The sequence below is a fragment of the Schlesneria paludicola DSM 18645 genome (assembly GCF_000255655.1).
In the GTDB taxonomy this organism is placed as follows: Bacteria; Planctomycetota; Planctomycetia; order Planctomycetales; family Planctomycetaceae; genus Schlesneria; species Schlesneria paludicola.
In genome coordinates this window covers 912,971-933,254 of the sequence record NZ_JH636434.1, presented here as the reverse complement: position 1 = coordinate 933,254, position 20,284 = coordinate 912,971, and the positions used below count along the sequence as shown (strand labels likewise).

General features: G+C 54.3%; 11 protein-coding genes. 7 read left to right on the top strand and 4 right to left on the bottom strand.

The annotated features are described in order from the left end of the window. Nucleotides 1-5: 5 nt before the first annotated feature. Nucleotides 6-392 (bottom strand): cytidine deaminase family protein, encoded by a 387-nt coding sequence (locus OSO_RS0104510; RefSeq protein ID WP_010582315.1) that lies wholly within the window; start codon nt 390-392, stop codon nt 6-8. A gap of 338 nt (nt 393-730) precedes the next feature. Here OSO_RS0104510 and OSO_RS0104500 point away from each other — a divergent pair, with 338 nt between their 5' ends. Both OSO_RS0104500 and OSO_RS47435 read left to right on the top strand, forming a co-directional pair. Further along, nucleotides 731-2,137 (top strand): cytochrome b6, encoded by a 1,407-nt coding sequence (locus OSO_RS0104500; RefSeq protein ID WP_040591601.1) that lies wholly within the window; start codon nt 731-733, stop codon nt 2,135-2,137. 664 nt (nt 2,138-2,801) lie between these two features. Then, entirely contained in the window at nt 2,802-4,529 is a 1,728-nt protein-coding gene (locus tag OSO_RS47435) for a GGDEF domain-containing protein (RefSeq protein ID WP_010582312.1), read from the top strand. 274 nt (nt 4,530-4,803) lie between these two features. On the opposite strand, the gene OSO_RS0104475 is transcribed toward OSO_RS47435, so the two are convergent. After that, nucleotides 4,804-5,637 carry an HAD-IIA family hydrolase gene (locus OSO_RS0104475; RefSeq protein ID WP_010582310.1) on the bottom strand — a complete coding sequence of 278 codons (834 nt, stop codon included), beginning with the start codon at nt 5,635-5,637 and terminating at the stop codon, nt 4,804-4,806. A 362-nt stretch (nt 5,638-5,999) separates the two neighbouring features. On the opposite strand from OSO_RS0104475, the gene OSO_RS47430 reads away from it, so the two are divergent. Together OSO_RS47430 and OSO_RS0104460 are read left to right on the top strand one after the other, a co-directional pair. After that, entirely contained in the window at nt 6,000-8,102 is a 2,103-nt protein-coding gene (locus tag OSO_RS47430; RefSeq protein ID WP_010582309.1) for a DUF1549 domain-containing protein, read from the top strand. Nucleotides 8,103-8,311: 209 nt separating this feature from the next. Then, the gene (locus OSO_RS0104460; RefSeq protein WP_010582308.1) at nt 8,312-9,610 is read left to right on the top strand and encodes a DUF1501 domain-containing protein; all 1,299 of its coding nucleotides are present in this window, start codon (nt 8,312-8,314) and stop codon (nt 9,608-9,610) included. A gap of 100 nt (nt 9,611-9,710) precedes the next feature. On the opposite strand, the gene OSO_RS0104455 is transcribed toward OSO_RS0104460, so the two are convergent. Continuing rightward, nucleotides 9,711-11,186 (bottom strand): glycine--tRNA ligase, encoded by a 1,476-nt coding sequence (locus OSO_RS0104455; protein ID WP_010582307.1) that lies wholly within the window; start codon nt 11,184-11,186, stop codon nt 9,711-9,713. A gap of 340 nt (nt 11,187-11,526) precedes the next feature. Then, on the bottom strand, nt 11,527-12,642 hold the full coding sequence (locus OSO_RS0104450; protein WP_010582306.1) for a Gfo/Idh/MocA family protein: 1,116 nt from the start codon (nt 12,640-12,642) through the stop codon (nt 11,527-11,529). Nucleotides 12,643-13,308: 666 nt separating this feature from the next. Between OSO_RS0104450 and OSO_RS0104445 the strand changes: the two genes are divergently transcribed. From OSO_RS0104445 to OSO_RS0104415, 3 genes are all read left to right on the top strand, one after another. Next, nucleotides 13,309-16,725, top strand: a complete 3,417-nt coding sequence (locus OSO_RS0104445; RefSeq protein ID WP_157605030.1) for a tetratricopeptide repeat protein — start codon at nt 13,309-13,311, stop codon at nt 16,723-16,725. Between the two features lie 1,293 nt (nt 16,726-18,018). Next, nucleotides 18,019-18,822: a DUF4198 domain-containing protein gene (locus OSO_RS0104425; RefSeq protein ID WP_010582303.1), complete on the top strand. Its 804-nt coding sequence runs from the start codon at nt 18,019-18,021 to the stop codon at nt 18,820-18,822. A gap of 306 nt (nt 18,823-19,128) precedes the next feature. Continuing rightward, nucleotides 19,129-20,214 carry a DUF1559 domain-containing protein gene (locus OSO_RS0104415; protein ID WP_010582302.1) on the top strand — a complete coding sequence of 362 codons (1,086 nt, stop codon included), beginning with the start codon at nt 19,129-19,131 and terminating at the stop codon, nt 20,212-20,214. Nucleotides 20,215-20,284 lie beyond the last annotated feature (70 nt).

The window sequence follows — 20,284 nt, the reverse complement described above, 5'->3', positions numbered from 1 at the left end:
TCTGCCTATTCCGTCAGCCAAAACAAGGGCAATAGCTCGCGAAGCGGGACATCCCGGTCCTCCCCCAGTATTACTCGGCAGTCGAGGTTCCGTACGTCGACTTGCGCGATTGTTTCGCGACATCGTCCACATGGTGGAATAATCGAGGATTGCGTCACGGCAACGATCGCTTCAATTTGGGTTTCCCGATGGGCAAGCATTTGGGCAATCGCCGCGACCTCGGCACAGAATCCCAATCCGCAGGAAATGTCGATCGAAACCCCTATAAATAGGCTTCCGTCCACGGTCTGAATTGCAGCACCGACCTCAGCCGCAACGAATCCGTTTTTCAGATCCAAGTCGCCAGCAATCGCACTTGCTTTTTGAATCAACAGGTTTCTGTCGTACGCCATGGCTTTAATTCCTCAATGTGACACTTGTCGTCATGTGCCACTCGTGATCGTTTGAGCTGAGTCACATCTTGCCAAATTGAACACAATCGGGCCAAATATTGACCATGTTGGAACGCAGTCCTCCACCTTGAATTGCCGGAGCGATGTCTGACTGTGAAATACTCAGCAAATCGTGACATTGGTACACGGAATGCGAGAAGACTGAGCGCACGAGAATTCATCCTCGCAGGAAAATCAAAGTTCGCGAACAGGGACCGAGCGAGAGGCGTGGATGGCGCACAACATCGAGCTTTGAGGCCAATCGGCTGCTTATCCCTCTACCGTACGGAGTACCGCAAATGAGACGCACTGTGATTCGGCAATGCTTCACCCTGGGATCGATTCTCGGACTTTTGCTCGGTCACCAGGCCGTGCAGGCCCAGGACACGTCGGCCGCTTCGTCTAAGAGCACCACAGTTTCGAAAATTCCGAAAGACATCGCTGACGTTCTGGCGAAGATGCAAGCCGCAAAGCCAGAACTCGATCGCAAACATGCCGAGCTGCTGAAATCACGGTACGACCTGAGCGACCGCCCCGTCACGGGGCTTGTCATGACAAGAAAAAAGCCCGTGCAGGGGGGCGTCCGCGCAAAACTTCCCGAGAGCATGACGTGGCAGAAACTTGCCGCTCTCTCCCCCAAAGAGATTCGTGAGAAAGATCTCTTTCCAGCCGGATTCTATCCCTTGCCACATCCCAATCATCCCGAGGGGGGGATGCTCTTCCCCAAGTTTCATATCGACGCCATCAAACAACTGGATGCGCGAGATCTCACCCGATTCGACCTGGACTATGACCTGCCCGATCATCTCGTGCCTGAATTTCCACCAGCAATCTATCTGACGACCAGACCCGATCTGGGTGACGTTTCGCAAGGAAAGCTGGTCACGATCGAAAACTTTCATGAGCTGTTTGCCGAGATCCTGAATCCGAAACAACTCGAGGGCGTGAGGCTGCTGGTCACACCCTTCATGCAACAGCAGTTCAATCAGACCGAGGACCGACGGTCCATTTTACCAAGTCGCGGAGTCAGTTGTTTTGATTGCCACGCAAATGGACATACCAACGCGGCGACGCACCTTGTCGGTGATATTCGTCCACAGGAATTTCGCCACCGCCTTGATACCCCCACGCTTCGCGGACTCAACATCCAACGACTTTTCGGTTCGCAGCGTGCATTGAAAACGGTCGAAGACTTTACGGAATTCGAACAACGCGCCGCCTACTTCGATGGTGACCCGATCCTTGCGACAAAAAAAGGTGTCAATGTGCTCGAACGCGGCAGCCAGGTTCACTTCATGGCTGAATTCGAAGAATTGCTCGACTTTCCTCCAGCGCCGAAGCTCGATCTTTTTGGGAAGCTGAAGGTCAGTGAAGCAACCGAGTCTGAGCTACGTGGGCAGGCACTGTTCTTTGGGAAGGCGCAATGTTCGGTCTGCCATCCCGCACCCTATTACACCGACAATCTGATGCACAACCTGCAGGTTGAACGCTTCTACAAGCCTCGCACGATTAACGGCATGCGAGCATCGGCCGACGGGCCCATCAAGACGTTCCCGCTGCGAGGAATCAAAGATTCGCCTCCGTACCTGCATGACGGTCGTCTGTTGACTCTTGAGGACACCGTTGAGTTCTTCAACTTGGTTTTCGAACTCAAATTGAGCCCGGATGAAAAATCGGACCTTGTCGCCTTCCTGTATACGCTATAATTCGCCAAATTGCGGGCCGACGAAGAGACGTTGACACACGAATGATGTCATTCTCATGCGTCGCCCCGCAACCGTGTTTGTGATAACATCGATCGATCTCGACGTTCATCGGTGGATTGGGGACGTTGCGCAATGTCCCTGATTGTTCAACCGAGACCGATTCACAAACGGAACGCCGTTCGTACGCGGACGTGGTTCGGCCAGGTTAAATTGAGCCAGAGGGGCTCAGTTCCTGCGTTTGATGCGACGGGCGGCTTGATCACACCGAGTTGGGTTTGGTCGCTGTTCGCCGTTGTTGATTGCAGGTTTGTAAGAAAACACCTGAGGGATCGACGACTTTAACGAGATTGCTGGAATTCCTGTGTTGCTTCGAAACGGATTGTCCAGCGCCCAAGTATGAGTTCATGCCAGTTCTCTCAGCTAGACATCGTGATGTTCGCCCAGAACGGACCGACCTGCCCGCTTTTTCCGCTTGATAGATGATGCTTTTTCTCAACAGTTCGATCCAATCGTGCGTAAACGGTAATTCGTCAGGATTGTGCGATCCGAATTCCATTTGCGGTGCCCCTGAAATGTGTCAGCAATTCCCGTTGCAAAGTGATGGTAAGGCGCGCGTAGACTATCTGTGCCATCGCTTTCGTTCGGCCTCTTTTGGTAGCGAACCATGACGGAATTGACACTCGCATTCAATTCGATTGCCCCGATGATTAGCGGTGTCGTGTTGACTGGAGCCTTTGGATTCCTGGGAGGAGTCTTTCTCGCACGTCAACGGATGAGCCATTGCACGTCATCGCCCGCAGCAGCGATCGCGGATCTGGAAGCAGAAATTCTCCGCCTGAAGCACGAACACAAACTCGATGATCTCCAGGACCAGATTCTCGGCGAATTTTTCGGACCGGCCGATCTAACGACCGCACTCGCGGCCCTTGTCCAGCGAGTCCGTCCGCCAAGCCTATCGGGGTTTGCTTGCTTCGTGGGAACCAATTCCGACGACGGATATCCCACGATCGCCTCTGGCCTCTCCAAACAAACGACGGGGCAATTGACGATTCCTCTGGAATACATCAACCGTCTTCGGGTAGAGAATCCCCTCGTGATTCCGCGGACCGTTGATCCCGAAACCCTCTTTGAACTGCTCAGCGAAGCAGACCGGGGGAAGACGGATCAGTTGGTTTTGACCGGAATCAATCAAGGGGGAAAGATTCTTGGAGTTCTCGTGACATCGAGTTGCTGGCCTGCGGAACTATCCCTTGCAGACCCGCTGACATTCATGCGAATGATTGCGGGACAGCTAGCGGATCGGTGGCATCAGAAGCTGGCCGCAGAACACCAGTTGGCAGAACTGCGTTCCACACGCGAGATGCTGGAGATCCGGGAAATCATCGACTCACGCGTCGACGAGCCGGTCGAGGCGTTTTCGCAATTTGCCACTCGGCTGGGCGAGATGACGGGGGCCGATCGAGTCGCCATCTACTTCATTGCACGTCGCGCCGGCGAGCGATTGCAGCCAATCGTCCAGTGCGGCGATCCGCTGCCGCCGAGTGTGGCGGCGGCCTGGACGCGGCACGAGCAGGCGCTCGCACACGTTGCGATTGAATCGCAGTTGGGCAGCCTGCAAGACCGCGACTGGCTCAAAAGTCTGCAACGCGAGTCACCAATCACGTCTGCGGCGTCAGCGCCCATTCAGGTCAATGGACGTGTCCTGGGTGCCCTTTGCCTGACCAGCAAGACGCCCGGATATTCGCTCGAATCTCGTCGAAGGCTGATCGACTTCGGGGCAAATACACTTGCTCATACGTTGCGCCGTGTTTTTGACGAAGCCGCCATCCGTCGACAAGCGCGTCATGACCACCTGACCGATCTCGTCAATCGCAGATCGTTTGATGCGTATCTCGAGGCCGAAGTCGAACGGATTCAGCACGACGAATCAAACGCCTGTTCGTTAATCCTCGCCGACTTGGATCACTTCAAATCGATTAACGATCGGTTTGGGCACCAGGCCGGTGATAAAGTACTGCGCGAAACCGCTCGATTGATGGGTGAACAAGTCTCACAGCTGCGCGCCGGCGAAACCAGTGTTGTGGCCCGATATGGGGGCGAAGAATTCGCAATCCTGCTGCCAAATGTGGGACTCGCCGGTGCCATGCGAATCGCCGAGGGGATTCGAACAGCGATCGCCTCGAAAACGATTCGCATTCAGAAAGAAATGTTCCGCATCACAATGAGCCTTGGCGTGGCGGTCTGCCCACTTCATGCCGATTCGGTCGAGTCGCTGATCGCAGTCGCGGACAAGTGCCTGTATCGAGCGAAGGCGTCAGGACGCAATCGTGTCTGCCGGCCGCAAGAATCGATGATGGCTCAGGTTGTCACTGCGGATTGGCCCATTGCCTGACCGGGGCATTCAAACGTCAGATCGTCGTCGAACGAACGGGCGTTTCATCCGGAATTGATACGACGAGAAGCGAGCCAATGCGCCCACGGATTTGACGTGCGCGCCGGTCAGGCCCATGTGGCCGTGCCGCGATTTCACGTCACGGCCACGAAAGATCCATTGAACCCCGTCAGCAGTCTGTTGAATGAAATCACAGGGACTGGCTCCGTATCGGTTCAGGAAACGCCATCGCACATTGGCAAGCAAGTTGCCTACCCTACTTTTTAACTGGCGATCAGGCGGCATCCTGCTCTTCGAATCGACGACGTAGTTCGATCAGATCGGCGGCAATCAAATCTGGCGGCTGAGTCGCAGATTCAAAGTCATGACGCGAGCTCACGCCGGTCAGTACGCCTGTCGTCACCAGACCGACTGTTTGAGCCCCCGAAATATCCGTGTCGTATCGATCGCCAACCATCATGACTTCATGAGGTGACGCACCAATTCGCCGGATCGCCTGATCGTACATTCCTCGATTCGGCTTCCCGATGACGATGGGTTTCACTCCCGTTGCCGCTTCCAACAAGGCCAAGATACTTCCTGCCCCCGGCAGCAGTCCCCGTTCGCTGGGATAACTTGGATCAGAGTTCGTTCCGATAAACCGAGCTCCGTTTCGGATCGCGAGTGCCGTGCGCGCGAGTTCCTCGTAAGTCAGTTCAAAATTGATTCCGGCGATGGCATACGTCGCCTCAGCGGGTTCCATCGTCAACTCAAAGTGATGCTGCTTCAGAGCGGCACGCAGTCCGTCCTGCCCCACGATGATCACTTTCCCTTTGGGCCATCCGTGGTGATGGATTTGATCAGCCAGCCACGCGGCAGACGCTTCGGCACTACCGAGGATCTGTTCCGGGCGGGCACGAACGTTCATGCCAGTCAGCTTTTCGACGAACTGAGCAGGCGTGCGACTGGCATTGTTCGTGACGCAAAGCCACCTTCGGCCGGTTTTTTCCAGGTAGTCGAACATCTCCTGTACACCGGGAAGTAACTGAGTGCCGACATAGATCACTCCGTCCATATCGAACAGGACGCCACGAACGTTTCGCAGATCCGGTGAAGAAGAAACCGCCACAGCCACGCTCCCGCATCGAAGGAAAGAAATTCCGAACGGGGAACTTCACGGAATCGGGTGGGCGAGTCAAGTGAGGCAATAAAATCACGGAATTCCGGCAAGAGTGGCCACAACGTCATCCGTTTCCGAAATCATTCAAATATGAGGGGTTTGATCAAAGCCACCTGAATTCTTTCTGAAAAAAGGCTCCACGTCGTTTTGCCGCTTTTTTTTGCGAAACCTCGCGACGGATTTCGAGTTTAAAGAACTATTGGCTTTCGATTCGCGGATTGCGAATGAGGTACATTTCTCCTGAAGAAACGCCGTTCCATCGCTCGTGAACGGGACGCCAATTGTTCTTCAGCAATCGGACTGAAAGGAAAATGATGCGTAGGCCCATTTTTCAATTTGCGTTCGCGGTAACGCTGGTTTTCGGTCTGGGCTGGACCGTGATCGCGGGTGACGCCCCATCACCCAGCACCCCTCCACTAGACACGTCGTCCGCGGCGGACGCCACGCAACCCGTTGCCCCGAAATGGCACCCCGCAATCGCCTCAAAGGACCTGGTCGCGGCCCCACTGGTCGCGTCCGAAGTCGACAAGCGAATCTTGTCCGAACTGGAAAAAGCCGGTTTGCATCCGGCCGAGCGATGTAATGACGAGGACTTCCTGCGTCGCGTGTCGCTTGATATTGCCGGCAAACTGCCCACCCCCGACGAGGTTCGCGCTTTTCGAGCAAGCACGGACGAAAATAAACGCGGGGCACTGATTGATCAGCTCATTGCCTCACCGGATTTTGGAGTCAACTGGGGCCGCTACTGGCGTGATGTGATCTATATTCGCGCCACCGAAACTCGATCCCGCTTGAATCAAGAAGAGTTCACAACCTGGATGGCGGAACAATGGAACCAGGGAGTCGGGTGGGATTCCACGGTCACTTCGATGCTCACCGCACTGGGAAACGTGCAAGAACATCCTGAAACCGCCTTGATCTTCGCCCAGGGAGCCACAACCGAAGATGTTGCAGCCGAAACCTGTCGCGTCTTTTTGGGAATTCAGTTGCAATGTGCCAATTGCCACGATCACCCCTCGGATATCTGGAAACGCGAACAATTCCACCAGCTTGCGGCCTATTTCCCACGGATCACGGAACGCCGTGTGATGCAGGGAAAACCTGATTTCGAGGTGATCTCGGTCAATACGGAACGCCGTCGTGGTGAATTCATGCACGAGCATCCCGATCTCTTTGTCCGTAGTTTTGACCGAAATCGCGACGACAAAGTCACAAAAGAAGAACTCGCCAGTGGTCCGAAGCGAATCAATGGCAAGAAGTCGGAAGGCGCGAAATCGGCAAAGATGGCCAGCGACGATAAGATGGCCGGTGACGACAAGATGACGTCGAGAAAAAAGGCCGCTGCGAAAAAGGCCGACAATGCCATGGCAAAGACGATGGTGAACGATGACGAGATGCGAGCAACGAAACTCAACCCCAAATTGATCGATCGCCTGTTTGAAATGGGTGATACGAATAAAGACGGGATGTTGACGGTCGAAGAAATCAAGGCGATTCCCGCTCCGATGAACAAGCGCCGCGGGTCGGCCGAACATTACATGGTGGATCTGAAGAACCCGGATTCACTCGGTGATCTTGTTGATCCGAAATTCTTCGTCGATGGGGCGACGCTGCCGCATGGACAGACTGACGAAGAACGCCGCAGCGCTGTCGCGAAGTCATTCACGTCATCCGAAAACCCTTGGTTTGCTCGTGCCATCGTGAATCGGATCTGGGCCGAGATGCTGGGTGAGGGTTTCTACATGCCTGTCGATGATCTTGGCCCCACTCGAACGGCACGATATCCCGATGCCATGGAGTTGATCTGCAAGAATTTCGTGGCAAGTGGCTACGATCCCAAGTGGTTGGTCCGAACCGTCGCGAACACCGAAGCGTATCAGCGAAAGATTCAGACTCGGCCCGCGTCGGAATCCGATCTGCCATTTGTCGCCGCAACCCCCGTCCCGCTTCGCTCGGATATCATCTTCAGTTCGCTGGCTCAAGTCTTTGATGTTGATGATGACGGGATGGCTGGGCGGGTCGGCAAGGGAAAATCCAAGAAGGAAGAGAAACGACGCCCGTTCCTGCAAAGCCCGCGGTTCCAGTTCGATAGCCTGTTTGGAATTGATCCCTCGGTCCCAAAGGATGAAATCAGCGGAAACATCCCTCAATCGCTGATGATGATGAACTCCAGGACGTTCCGAGCCGGCATGGCCGCCAAAGGGGAAACGCGACTTAACAAGATCCTGGCTCAACACAAAGACAATCGTGAAGCGATCCGCGAACTGTACCTGATCGTCCTGGCGCGTGAGCCTTCTACACGAGAAGTGGAGATCAGCCTGGCATACATCGATGACGTCAAAAACCGACCAGAGTCGTTTGAAGACATCATGTGGAGCCTCGTGAACTCCAGCGAGTTTATTTCTCGACGCTGAACAGGAATTCGGTTGCAGGCCGCGTTGCAAGGCCTGTTCTGCGCACCGAATGCGACGCGGCGGCGGGCGGGGGATGCAGTCGAAATCGACGCCACTCCGCCTGTCGTTGATCGATTCGATGGATTTGGAATTGCTCGGTTTGACAATCAAAGCGGGTTGTGAACGCGGTTGAACACAACATCACGCCCACCCTTTACAGGAATATCGTCATGACAAACTTCGCCTGGCATGAAAATGTGGCGCTGACGCAACGATCCTTTTCTCGACGTAGCTTCCTCTACGGTGCTTCGGCTGTCGCGGCAAGCGGTGCGGTGAATTTCCGCGACGTCATGTCTCTTCAAGCCGAAGAACTGCGAAAACAAGGTCGGGCCATGATCCTGCTTTTCATGCAGGGGGGGCCATCGCAGATGGAGACATTTGATCCCAAACCAGGTACCGAAAACGGTGGCTCGACAACCGCCATCGACACCTCCGTATCGGGGATTCAGATCGCCGAAGGGTGGGAACAGACCGCCAGACAGATGAAAGAGATCGCGATCATTCGCTCGATGACCAACAAAGAAGGGGAACATCAGCGTGCCGCGTATCAGATGCACACAGGATACATCCCTTCGGGGTCCGTAAAGCACCCCTCACTGGGCGCCTTGATCGCCAAGGAATTGGCTCCGATGGAGCGCGACTTGCCCGCGGTCGTGACGATCGGCGATCGTGGGATCAATGGAATGGGGGCCGGCTTCCTCGGAGTTGACTACGAACCATTCCAGGTTGCTGGACGCTCGGTAGGAATGGTGCCCGACAATGTTTCGCCCATCATTGGTGAAAAGCGATTCACGCGACGCATGGGTCTGATGGAACGACTTGATGCCGAGTTCGCCAGCCGCGGTGGTGAAACGGTCGTGGGTAACCATCGCAGAATTTATGACAAGTCGGCCAAGCTTGTGCTGTCTCCAATGACGAAAACGTTTGATCTTGGCAACGAATCGACTGAGACAAAAGAACGGTACGGCAATTCGGAGTTCGGCAAAGGATGCTTGTTGGCCCGCCGCTTGGTCGAAGCTGGTGTCACCTTTGTCGAAGTGCGCATGGGTGGCTGGGACACTCACCAGGACGTATTTGAGAATGTGAAGGGGCTGGCCAGCAAGTGCGATCCAGCCGTCGCAGCGTTGATTGCCGACTTGCGCGATCGTGGACTACTCGACAAGACGCTGGTCCTCTGGACCGGTGAGTTCGGACGCACCCCGAAAGTGAACCCGCGCACCGGCCGCGACCACTGGCCACGCAACTTCAACGCCTTGATCGCGGGTGGCGGTATCAAGGGTGGCCAGGTGATCGGAGAATCCGCAAAGGATGGGATGGGAGTTCTAAGCGATCCTGTGACCGTCCCGGACCTGTTCAGTACGATCTGCAAGTCGCTAGATGTGAACCCAGCAAAGGAGAACATGAGCCCGATCGGCAGGCCGCTCAAGATCGTCGATGGCGGAAAACCGGTTGCTCAGCTATTTGGATAGACATCCTCGATTCGCCCGAGTTGATCTCGGCGGACGATATGAAGTGAAACAACCCCGACAGCTTGCTGCCGGGGTTGTTTCACTTTGAGAGACTAGTACCTCAGACCGTGGCGTTCTTCATCCGCGCCTGCACGTGGTCGACGATTTCCTTGACGGGAACGCGAATCTGTTCGAGTGTATCGCGATCACGAATTGTCACCGTACCGGCCGACAACGTGTCGCTGTCGATGGTCACGCAATATGGCGTTCCGATTTCGTCCATTCGGCGATATCGACGGCCGATCGCGGCCTGCTGATCGTATTCCACGGCGATTCCGGCCTGCTTGAATTCCCGATAGATCTCCGCCGCTTTCTCTGGCATTCCGTCCTTCTTGATGAGCGGAAAGACGGCGACCTTAATCGGAGCCAACTTCGGGTTGAATTTCAGATAGACGCGGGATTGCATCGCGCCTTTGTCATCCGGCTGCTGATCTTCATGATAGGCCTCGCACAGAAAGGCGAGCGTGGCGCGATCACAACCGGCAGCAGGTTCGATGACGTGTGGCACAAACCGTTCACGCGCCTGATCGTCATAGTAGCTCAGGTCTTTGCCGCTTCCCACATACTTCGCCTTTCCATCCGGGCCCGTTTCGATGACCAGCTTTCCATCCTGTTTGCACAGCTTGCCCTCAGAGTGTGAACGCAAATCGAAATCACCGCGGTGTGCGACACCTTCCAGTTCGCCGTACGAACCCGCTTCCAGAAACGGGAACGCATATTCCAAGTCAGCCGTTCCGACGGAATAGTGCGCTAGCTCTTCTTGCGCATGTTCGCGCAAGATCAAATTGCTCTTCGAGATACCGTGCTTGATGTACCAGTTGTACCGACGGTCGCGCCAATACGTGTACCATTCGAACGACTGGCTTGGATGGCAGAAGAATTCCATCTCCATCTGCTCGAATTCGCGTGAGCGGAAGGTGAAGTTTCGCGGGGTGATCTCGTTACGAAAACTCTTGCCGATCTGGGCAATTCCAAATGGGATCTTCACGCGGCTGGAATCGCAAACGTTTTTGAAATTGACGAACATGCCCTGCGCCGTTTCCGGACGCAGGAATGCGCGGTTTTCCTCCGATCGAACCGCACCGGTATACGTCTCGAACATCAAATTGAAATCACGCGGTTCCGTCAGTTGGCATTTGTCGTGCTCGCCCGGATGCTTTGAGGGCTTGAGCGGACACTCGCTGGTTCCCACGTGATCGGCACGAAAACGGCCCTTACATTCGCGACAATCGACGAGCTTATCGGCGAACAGGTCGAAGTGTCCCGAGACCTTCCAGACCTGTGGATGCATGATGATCGAGGTCTCGACCCCCACCATGTCGAAGCTCGAAGGAGCTCCCGCAGGGACCGAGATTTCGTCGTGCTCGGTAATCATATCCGACCACCAGGTTTGACGCACATTGCGTTTAAGTTCGACCCCCAATGGGCCATAGTCCCAAAAGCCGTTCAATCCACCGTAGATTTCGGACGACTGGAACACGAAACCGCGCCGCTTGGCGAGCGCGACGATTTTGTCCATTCGGTTTTCAACGGCCATCGATCAATGCCTTTTACTCAAAATGTTTCAACGAGACGAATCGAACGAGATCATCAGCCGGTTGAAATGAGACAGACAGCCGTTTCCTCAAAGGAAGTGGTGGGTCTCTCCGGGTGCGACAGAAGCCGTCCTCTTGAATTCAACAGACCGTTTGTGAATACGGGATGTGCCGTACGTTAGCCCGAAGTGTCTGCGAGGGAAAGTGAAGTTCCCCCTCACTGGCGCTTCGGCTATCGCCTTGGCACTTTTCCAGTTCGCTCCTGCGGGCACCAAACGGGTGAAGATCGAGCCGCCGCGCGACGATTACGTATCTGACAACGGCGACTCATCATAAGTCAGTTCACGATAACGTGAACTCGGGAAGGGGCATGACAGCACCGCCTTTCAGCGCCGACTCGTGTGCCAGAATCCCGACACAGGTCCAGTTGGCGGAAAGCGTCGCATTGGGCCAGGGGTCACGATCCTCAATGAGGGCACTCACCATTTCATGGACCAGATGTGGATGCGAGCCCCCATGACCGCCGCCCTGAATGAACGACAGGTGATCGGCATCCTGGATCGATTGAGTGAACTTCCGGATCGGTTCGGGAAGTCGGTGCGCAAAATCAGGGACTTCCACCTTCGAGGCGATTTCATGCTCAGGCTTTTTCGCTGTATGAAGCACGTGTGGCTCGCCTTCGACCAGCGTCCACTCAAAGCTCTTTTTGGTGCCGTAGACATCGAAGCTCTCGCGGTACTGACGCGCCACATCATACAGGAATCGCCAGATATGAGCCGTCAGGTCCGAATCCTTGATCTTGATATGGCATGACTCGACTGCGAACTTATTGCCGGATTTCTGGGCGATATCGTCCCGCACGGTTCCGGACCCGAAGCAACTGACATACTCGGCACGCCCATTGACCAGTCCCAGGCAAGGGCTGACCACGTGGGTGGCATAGTGCATCGGAATCATTTTTTGCCAGTAGGCCGGCCAGCCGTCCATATCCTGAGGATGCGATGCCGCCAGATGCTGAATCTTGCCGAGTTCACCCTTTTCGTAAAGGTCTTTGATGAACAGAAATTCACGCGAATAAACGACCGTTTCGGCCATCATATATTTCAGCCCGGTCTGCTTCACCAATTCGCAGATCTGACGACACTCCTCGACGGTGGTGGCCATCGGCACGGTGCACATCACGTGTTTTCCGGCCTTGAGTGCCTGAATGGACATCGAAGCATGATCGGGGATCGGCGAATTGATATGTACGAAATCGACGTTCGGATCTTTCAGGACGTCGGCATAGGTCGTGAACCGCTTTTCGATCTTGAATCGATCGCCGATCGCGCTCAGATGCTCGGCATTTCGCTGACAGATCGCGTAGACGTTCGCATTGGGATGTGACTGGTAAATGGGAATAAATTCCGCACCAAATCCCAGTCCAACCATGGCGACGTTGACTTGTTTCTGCCCCATCTTGCTAGTCCTTCTCGGAATTCAACGACATCAAACGCGGTGCATTGCGGCGGCGATCTGCGGCAATACCTGACCTCGCGCCTTCGGATAAAGTGCCTGAAGTCCGGCAAGAATAAACCAAATCTCGTCTGCATGCCAACATGTCGAAGTCCCCTCGTTCGACACCTCACGCAGTTTGGCATCGCGGCCGCGTCGGCGCGGTGAAAAGAACGCCGTGCACCAGGAATTGCCTATGTCGAATTACCTAGTTTTACTCAATCCCCCCCGAGTGACGAACGCAAGATCGAAACCCGTCGGTTTGCCCATTTCTCGCCTCTTCATTAGGGCCGGAACAAAAACGGCATCGTGTTCACTTTACAACTTACAAACAGATCAATGACAATGTGACTTTGTGTATATGATGTATTATTAATGTTTTGGCACGTGGCAACTATGCGCCACTAGCTCATCCGTGAAAACCGTTGAATGATGCCTGAACGAAATTCGACAGCAACGCGTCTGCGGAATGTGTCTTCCACCTTTTGCAAATTTACGGCATTCGCAGTGATTCTGATCGCGAGATGCGGAATCGACCTTCCGCACTTTCGACCAATCCTGGGGAACCAATTTTGTGCTTCTTTGTCCGCCTCGGAAGGTTCGTCTGGAGGGCGAGGTGACGATCACAAGGTGGAAAGACGCCTGCCCGTTCAACGTGCTCAAGACCAGCTTGCTCGTGCAAATGCGGAAGCCGATACCGTTGCTGCGAAGCCTGCGGAAGGCCTTGCACATTCACCAAAGGGGACCGTCGCACTCACCGTCGACGAGCCGTCCATTAGTGCAGACCTACGCGGAGTCTCATGTGGGTCAATGGGACGCGAGCTGATTCGGCAAAGTATCCTGATTGCCGCACGCGAGGAACTCGGGTTAAGTACCCTTGATGGGACTCTGGATGAACTGGTGCTGACCACGGATTCGCCAACATCCTATCCATTGCAAATGGATATGACGCTTGAATCACGTGACGAGGTCACGGGCGACATCCGTGTACAGATTGTGTTGTCGCGATATGGTGCGGATGGAAAAACATCTCGTTGGACGTCACCTTCGGTAAAAATGTCGACGACACAATCGCTAATTGAGCTCGCTGAACAAGTGGAACCGTTTTCACGGAAAGAATTTGTGGCGGCGCTGAAAGAGATGGGATACACCGCTGCACCCGTAACCGCTTTAGAATCGAAGGCGATTGTCAGCGATTCCGAAGATCACCTGGATTTTGTTTTTCAGTTCGGCCGCCTTCGCAATCTGCATGCACGGCGAAAAGTGCAAGGCGAATCGGTTGAGAATCTAGGAGAGTTGGTTCGTGCTTATGCCAATCTGGGAAGTCTGGTTGAATTTCATTGGGCTCCAACTTGGAAAGCTCTCAGTGCCAGGTCGCTGATTTATTCGCACCGCATGGTGGCGAAGTATGGTTCCAACAGCAACAGCCTTGGTCACCGCGCTTACGCATGGGCGCTCGCCGGGAATCACGCTCAAGCACTCAAAGACGTCAAAGCAGCTCAAGCGGATTCCCAATCGGAAGCTCCGAAATGGTTGCCCTTGATCGAAGCGTATTGTCAGTACGACTTACCGGTTTTTGAAAAATCCGGTGCCTCGAATTTGGAACTGTCATCCTATCTTCACATGCGGATCATTGACGCGCGTCACCATACCCAAGCGGCCCTTGAAGCGGTTGCGAAATTCGAGAGTCTGAATCCCGCTAGTTATTACGTGCTCGAAGTGATGTGTGAGACCAATAGGATTAGAAGTTTAAGAATCGCGACAGAGGACGTCGCCATACAGATTTGGCCCGAAATTTATGATCGCCTGACTCATTTGACGGGATTCCCTGCCGCAGCGCAAAAAATCGCCAGCCAACAATCCAACTCGACTGGCCGAGTCAACGTGGACACGGAACACCCTGCTCGATTGCAGCTGATGAAAGAACTTGAAAAGGCAGGATCAACATCCGAACGTCAGGAGGAGCTGAGCTGGAGGTTGCTCGCCAACATGCTGAAAGATGTGACGTTTGTTGAGGCCTGGCGACGTTTGAGTGTTGAATCAAAGACATTGGGGCTGCCCATCGAGCAAGTCAAGGCGACGTATCAAGAGTTATTGCCGATGTTCAAAGAGCATCGTTTCGGCAAGTATCTCACCACGTTCACTGGAGAACGCGAACTCATTGCGTCCAGCTATCAGGAGTTGATGAAGTCGGCCCCTCGGATTGCCTACGAAGCGCGTGGCCTGCATGTTGTCCACGCGGCCTATCAGGTCTCCAGAGAAGACGCCACGCAACTCGATATGTTTGTCTATCGGCACGTTGAGCGTCTCTACGACGATATGCAATGTGTGCTCAGAATTGGTGCGGCATCTTGGAGAACGCTCGCAGGAACGTCCCTGCGCGGCGTCGCACCGAATCATCCTCGTTCGTTTGCGTATTCGGTGCAATCCGCAACTTCCTTTTCCGATGAAACCGCACAGAAGTGGGAGCTCAAGTTTCAGAAAGACGCATATATCCAATTTGAAATGGGCAGAAAGTACCGCCGCCTGAATCGATCGGAAGACGCGATTCGCTGCCTGAAACAATCGATCGCGGTCGAGCCATCCCATGAGGCGTATTTTGCACTCGCCGACGAATACCAGGATCAGCAGGATTTCGAAACCTGCGTCAGTCTCTTAAAAGAGGCCGAAAAACTGCCTGGATTTGGACTCGAACAGGGACGCGCCAGCGAGAAGATCGCCAAAATATTAATGCGGCAGGGGAAGTGGAAAGAGGCCAAGGTTCATGCGGAAAACGCGGCCTCAACTTATTCTGGTTGGGGTCTTTTCATTGCGGGACGTTGTGCGGAAGGACTGAAGAATTGGAAAGAAGCAGAGAGATATTATCAAGCGCTTTCCGAACGCTACGAAGGGAACGCTATGGACTGGTTCTATGCCTGCGTTCGCTGGAACCGCGGAGATCGGAAGGCGGCACGCGCATTCGCGGATAGCTATCTGAATTCTCGACTCCCCAATCGCGAGAAAGATCAGGTGGTTGCAACGGGCCTATTGCAAATCATTGATGGTAACTCAAAGGCGGCACAGCAGACTTACCTCAAGGCCGTAGGCGAGGAATCCAGAACGCCCTTCTTCTATATTATGGGGGCACTGCTCGCGGATCATAACGACGATGCTGTGGCGCGCGATGATGTTTTGAAGCAGATGGGCGTGAAATTCAACCAGCATTCAACTCTCGTGCGACTGGCCGGCATGCTGCTCAGTGCCGTACAAGACCGAAGTCGTGTTCAGTGGAATGAATTGTCGTTCCAGGAGATTGTGGACGGTTCGTCAAACGACGATGACGTGACACTCATGTATTTCTGTGCGGGAAAATTCCTGGATCACCATGGAGAGAAGAAGCTTGCCACGCAGTATTTGCAGTGTGCCGCGTCGTCTTCTGATGTGAAAAGTTACGGTTGCCTCTTGGCCACACTGGTACTGCGTGGACAGAAGGCAAAGATCCCCGAAACCCGACTGAATCGTCATCCAGATGACCGAATCGCCGCGCTTAAATTGACTTGGAAACGCGATCAGGCTGTTCGAGAAAAAAAATACGAAGCCGCAGCCGAGGCCTTGAAAGAAGCTCTCAAACTTCGCCCCGATTTGACGATCGCATACCTGTCGCGCGGGAAACTGCACGAGGCTCAGGGACAGTATCAAGAGGCGATTCTCGCTTATCAGAACTTACTCAAGCGAAACCCTAATTCCGAGTACGCGCATCTCAATCTGTCCATTCTCTACGCCTCCTGTCCACAAGATGACGTCCGCAATGGCGCCGAAGCCACCAAATGCGCCCTGAAAGCCCTGGAACTTCGCGGGTTTCTATCACCCTACCACCTGACCCTCGTTGCTGCGGCCTACGCAGAAAATCGAGAATTTGACAAAGCGATCGAACATCAGGAACGAGCGATCAAGCTCTACCCGAATGTCAAAGCATGGAACGAGCAACTTGAATCCTTTCGAAACAAGAAGCCTCTCCGATTCACAGTACCTGTAGGTGCCGCTGAGGTATCGGAAAACGACGGTTAAGGCATGCCAGTGCACGGGTTGAGGACGGACGTATTCGCTTCGTAGCACTCGGTGACATTTCGAGTTCCAATCGCGATGACATGACGGTCTTCCAACGACTCTCGATCTCCCCTCCGCATGTTCCTCGCTTTTTCTTGGTGTTCCCGCTGAAGAATTTTCGTTCACTGGATGAATGCCGGCCCACAGAATTGAGGTGCGCCAACAATCGTGGCGTTCCACCGACATGTCTCTACAATTGCCGAACTGAAATGCTCTAACCATTGTCCCCGGTTCTCGGCACTGGGAAAAACTCGATCGACCAATCTCTCTTCAATGCAATTTGGAATGCACTCCTGATATGGTAAGCGTTGTGGAGAGCGAATCGATTTGGCCGTGAATCTGCCCGAGAAGGGCAAGGCAAAAATCGATGACGTTGTGTCGGTGGCAGGATTTTGTAGGTCTCTCGCGACGGCAAGTCATCTCGATCTTGCTGGTCATTGCGATACTGGGCGCGCTGCTGCCGATTCCCCTTGCCTCTTCTCGGTCACCAAGTGGCAAAGATGTCTCGCGTCCGTTTCCTTGCCAAAACCGAGCATGCGGATGCCATTCTGCTGAGCAGTGTGAGAAACGATGCTGCTGCTTCTCTGCCAGGCAAAAGCGAGCTTGGGCCAAACGCAATCAGGTCGACGCATTCGCAGTGCTTGCCGAGACATCTCGATCCAGCTCGCGAACCGCCGCAGCTCGAGGGGGATGTTGTTCGGCTCATGAAGCGTCACAGCCTCAACATCCAAAACTGTCAGCGAATTCTGCGACAAAGAAAGAATCGCGACTCGGATATGTGATGGGAGTCGTTGCTCAAAAATGTCAGGGGATTGCGACCGCCTTCTCCGGTCAACCCTTGTTTGTCATACCATCAATTGTGTCGCCGAATCCGCGAAGGAAGCAGGCAGGCGAACGATTCATCCTGGAGGATTTGTGGTTCGTCGGGCATGATCCGGAACCGCCTGTTCCTCCGCCCCGTCTACGGGATACCCGAGCATCATCTGATCTCGATATGTACTGCTTGAAATACGGAAGTAAATCCGCATTTGTTTAGCAGCCTGTTGACGTAAGGGGGACAGGCACCTCGGCATTCACGGTGTCATGGCGTTTTTGAATCTGGTCGGAGCCAGTCCCCGTTACGTCAACAGGCTGTTAGAGCTCATTTCCACTAAGCCGGAAATGAGAGACGACGAATATCGCGAAGCGTGTGCGTCAATTAGACGTACCTTCGACTCCTTCATTTGATGAAAATGCTTTCCAAGGGAAATGCTCATGCGAAATTTGATTTTAGCCTTTACAGTTGCTCTTGCGCCATTGACGGCCGTAGCTCACGATACCTGGGTTGAAACGAACACCGCCCTCGTCAGGCAGGGAGATGTTGTCTTTGTGGACTTGAAATTGGGCAATCACGGAAACGATCACCGAGACTTCAAATTGGCGAGCAAGATCACGCTTGCGCCCTGTCAGCTTTCTGTGATCGGTCCGGATGGCAAAGCGGTCGATTTGAAGCCGGGGATTGTCGATACCGGATATGCCCCCAAAGAAGGGTATTGGTCGGGTCGATTCGTTGCGAAAGACGCAGGGTTGCATGTGGTCTCGCATACGCTCAACACATTGCACGGTACGACACGGGCGATCAAAAGTGGCAAGACGTATTTTCAGGCGAGCCGTCAACTCGACGCCGTGCCGGCGGATCAAACGGGATTTGACAAACCCTTGGGCCACGCGATGGAACTCGTCCCCCTGGCGAATCCCATCACCGCGATGGGACCAAATGAACCCATTCGCGTGAAATTGTTCTATCAATCGAAGCCGCTGGCAGGCGCGCGCGTGTCGTTCATCCCACGTGGAGCCACACTGACGGAAGGTTTCGATAAAGATCATGAAGCGATGACAGACACTGAAGGCGTCGCCGCATTCATACCCAAGGAAGGGAATGTCGTCCTGGTGGTGGTTCATCATCCCGTCGCCGATCAAAAAGGGGATGGCTTTGAGAAAACGCATTACACCGCCACGCTGACGATTTCTGTTCCACAAATCAGCCGGATCAGCGCCGCCGAAGTGACTTCGAAATAGCACGTTCAGTGTCACATCGAATCAGCACAAGTGGCCGATTCGCCGTTTGGAGCAATTCGATTGACTCAACGATCCGGCTTTTCGTTTGCTGACTGGCGTCGTCCATCTGTACCCCATCCAGCGTGGTCGTGGGCTTAGTCGATTTCGCATGATTCCTTGTATGAACAAGGGCTCATGACAGGACTCGATCTCTCTGTTCAATCTCGTTTCGCGCGACAGACCGGTCGCGTCGAGTGTGCCGGTGCGCGCTGATGCGCAATCAATTTGGCATTCAATATTTTCAGAATCACCTTCCTGGAGGACCTCATGGGTTACTTGTCTCCCGCTCGCCGTGCGCGCGGATTTACGCTCATCGAACTGCTCGTGGTGATTGCGATCATCGCCGTCCTGATTGCCCTGCTTTTGCCCGCCGTTCAACAGGCTCGCGAGGCGGCGCGAAGAACCCAATGCAAGAATAACTTGAAACAGATCGGTCTCTCGCTGCACAACTATGAATCGACCCATACCGTTCTTCCGGCGTACTATTCATTTGGAGCGGCAAACAGCGGTTCGTTCTCGGTTCAGGCACAGCTACTTCCGTATATGGACCAGGCATCCCTTCACGCGCTGATCGATTTTGGAATCAAGCCTCAAATAGGTTGCTGTCCTGGCGACGTTAATCCGCCACTGGTCCCCGTGGCCAAGACGAAACTCGGTGTGTTTCGCTGTCCGAGTGATCCGGGACCTGACTTCATCAGTGTGACCTCAGGTACGACGGGCGGCGCTACGGGATCGACATTCCAGTACGCGACCACGAATTACCACATCAATTCTGGCACGGGTGTCGGGACACTTTACGACACTCGGCTTCCGACCGATGGAATTGTCTGGACGAACGCCAAAGTTCGCTTCGCAGACATTCCAGACGGAATGAGCAACACGGCGGCGTTCTCTGAATCGTTGATTGGTTTCCCATCGCAAGTCGTGTCTGCCCCTGCCAACAATCGCGAACGCCGACGTTCGTATATTAACGTCGCCTGCGTTTGGAACTCGAGCACCGTCCCTCCGGCAACGGCGGGGCTGGCAAATGGGTACACCGCCCCGTCTGATCCATCATTGTTTGAAGCGATGACTGTGGCTATCAGTCGTGGGTGGGCTGGGCAGCGTGGTGCGGGATGGATTCACGGCCGGGAATATTGGACCGCCTACAACCACTACCACTCACCAAATAGCAATGTCCCCGATATGGGTACCTGCGGCAACGGGCTCTTCGGCGCAAGGAGCGAACATGTCGGCGGAGTGCACCTATTGCTTTGCGACGGAAGTGTTCGTTTTGCCAGCGAGAACATGAATCTGCTCACGTGGCGCGCAATCGGGACTCGTTCCGGTTCTGAACTACTGGGCGAGTTCTAATCAAATTTGAAGCGGGCCCGGTACATCGAATCGCAACGTAACCCTAGTCGCCTCGATGATGACGGGCGGG

What these genes read in the sequence shown, in the direction of transcription:
- OSO_RS0104510 (WP_010582315.1), bottom strand. Translation starts at nt 392, where the DNA reads ATGGCGTACGACAGAAACCTGTTGATTCAAAAAGCAAGTGCGATTGCT.
- OSO_RS0104460 (WP_010582308.1), top strand. Translation starts at nt 8,312, where the DNA reads ATGACAAACTTCGCCTGGCATGAAAATGTGGCGCTGACGCAACGATCC.
- OSO_RS0104455 (WP_010582307.1), bottom strand. Translation starts at nt 11,186, where the DNA reads ATGGCCGTTGAAAACCGAATGGACAAAATCGTCGCGCTCGCCAAGCGG.
- OSO_RS0104415 (WP_010582302.1), top strand. Translation starts at nt 19,129, where the DNA reads ATGGGTTACTTGTCTCCCGCTCGCCGTGCGCGCGGATTTACGCTCATC.
- OSO_RS0104500 (WP_040591601.1), top strand. Translation starts at nt 731, where the DNA reads ATGAGACGCACTGTGATTCGGCAATGCTTCACCCTGGGATCGATTCTC.
- OSO_RS0104450 (WP_010582306.1), bottom strand. Translation starts at nt 12,642, where the DNA reads ATGGGGCAGAAACAAGTCAACGTCGCCATGGTTGGACTGGGATTTGGT.
- OSO_RS47435 (WP_010582312.1), top strand. Translation starts at nt 2,802, where the DNA reads ATGACGGAATTGACACTCGCATTCAATTCGATTGCCCCGATGATTAGC.
- OSO_RS47430 (WP_010582309.1), top strand. Translation starts at nt 6,000, where the DNA reads ATGATGCGTAGGCCCATTTTTCAATTTGCGTTCGCGGTAACGCTGGTT.
- OSO_RS0104425 (WP_010582303.1), top strand. Translation starts at nt 18,019, where the DNA reads ATGCGAAATTTGATTTTAGCCTTTACAGTTGCTCTTGCGCCATTGACG.